This is a genomic window from Serratia sp. CY47280 (assembly GCF_052168655.1).
In the GTDB taxonomy this organism is placed as follows: domain Bacteria; phylum Pseudomonadota; class Gammaproteobacteria; order Enterobacterales; family Enterobacteriaceae; genus Serratia; species Serratia bockelmannii.
Map to the genome: position 1 here is coordinate 1 of NZ_JBJNMG010000015.1, position 1,197 is coordinate 1,197.

Annotated in this window: 1 rRNA gene; it reads left to right on the forward strand. The window is 52.5% G+C overall.

The window, feature by feature from the left end:
• Positions 1–1,178 (forward strand): 23S ribosomal RNA (locus ACJ8J4_RS24695); the annotation flags it as partial.
• Positions 1,179–1,197: the final 19 nt, after the last annotated feature.

Sequence of the window (1,197 nt, forward strand, 5' to 3'; positions counted from 1 at the left end):
TCGCGGATGGAGCTGAAGCCAGTCGAAGATACCAGCTGGCTGCAACTGTTTAATAAAAACACAGCACTGTGCAAACACGAAAGTGGACGTATACGGTGTGACGCCTGCCCGGTGCTGGAAGGTTAATTGATGGGGTCAGCCGCAAGGCGAAGCTCTTGATCGAAGCCCCAGTAAACGGCGGCCGTAACTATAACGGTCCTAAGGTAGCGAAATTCCTTGTCGGGTAAGTTCCGACCTGCACGAATGGCGTAATGATGGCCAGGCTGTCTCCACCCGAGACTCAGTGAAATTGAACTCGCTGTGAAGATGCAGTGTACCCGCGGCAAGACGGAAAGACCCCGTGAACCTTTACTATAGCTTGACACTGAACATTGAGCCTTGATGTGTAGGATAGGTGGGAGGCTTTGAAGCGTGGACGCCAGTCTGCGTGGAGCCATCCTTGAAATACCACCCTTTAATGTTTGATGTTCTAACTCGGCCCCATAATCTGGGGTGAGGACAGTGTCTGGTGGGTAGTTTGACTGGGGCGGTCTCCTCCCAAAGAGTAACGGAGGAGCACGAAGGTTAGCTAATCACGGTCGGACATCGTGAGGTTAGTGCAAAGGCATAAGCTAGCTTGACTGCGAGAGTGACGGCTCGAGCAGGTACGAAAGTAGGTCTTAGTGATCCGGTGGTTCTGAATGGAAGGGCCATCGCTCAACGGATAAAAGGTACTCCGGGGATAACAGGCTGATACCGCCCAAGAGTTCATATCGACGGCGGTGTTTGGCACCTCGATGTCGGCTCATCACATCCTGGGGCTGAAGTAGGTCCCAAGGGTATGGCTGTTCGCCATTTAAAGTGGTACGCGAGCTGGGTTTAGAACGTCGTGAGACAGTTCGGTCCCTATCTGCCGTGGGCGTTGGAAGATTGAGAGGGGTTGCTCCTAGTACGAGAGGACCGGAGTGAACGCACCACTGGTGTTCGGGTTGTCATGCCAATGGCATTGCCCGGTAGCTAAGTGCGGAAAAGATAAGCGCTGAAAGCATCTAAGCGCGAAACTTGCCTCAAGATGAGTCTTCCCTGGGCCTTTAAGGCCCCTGAAGGAACGTTTAAGACTAAGACGTTGATAGGCTGGGTGTGTAAGTGCAGCGATGCATTGAGCTAACCAGTACTAATGATCCGTGAGGCTTAACCTTACAACACCGAAGGTGTTTT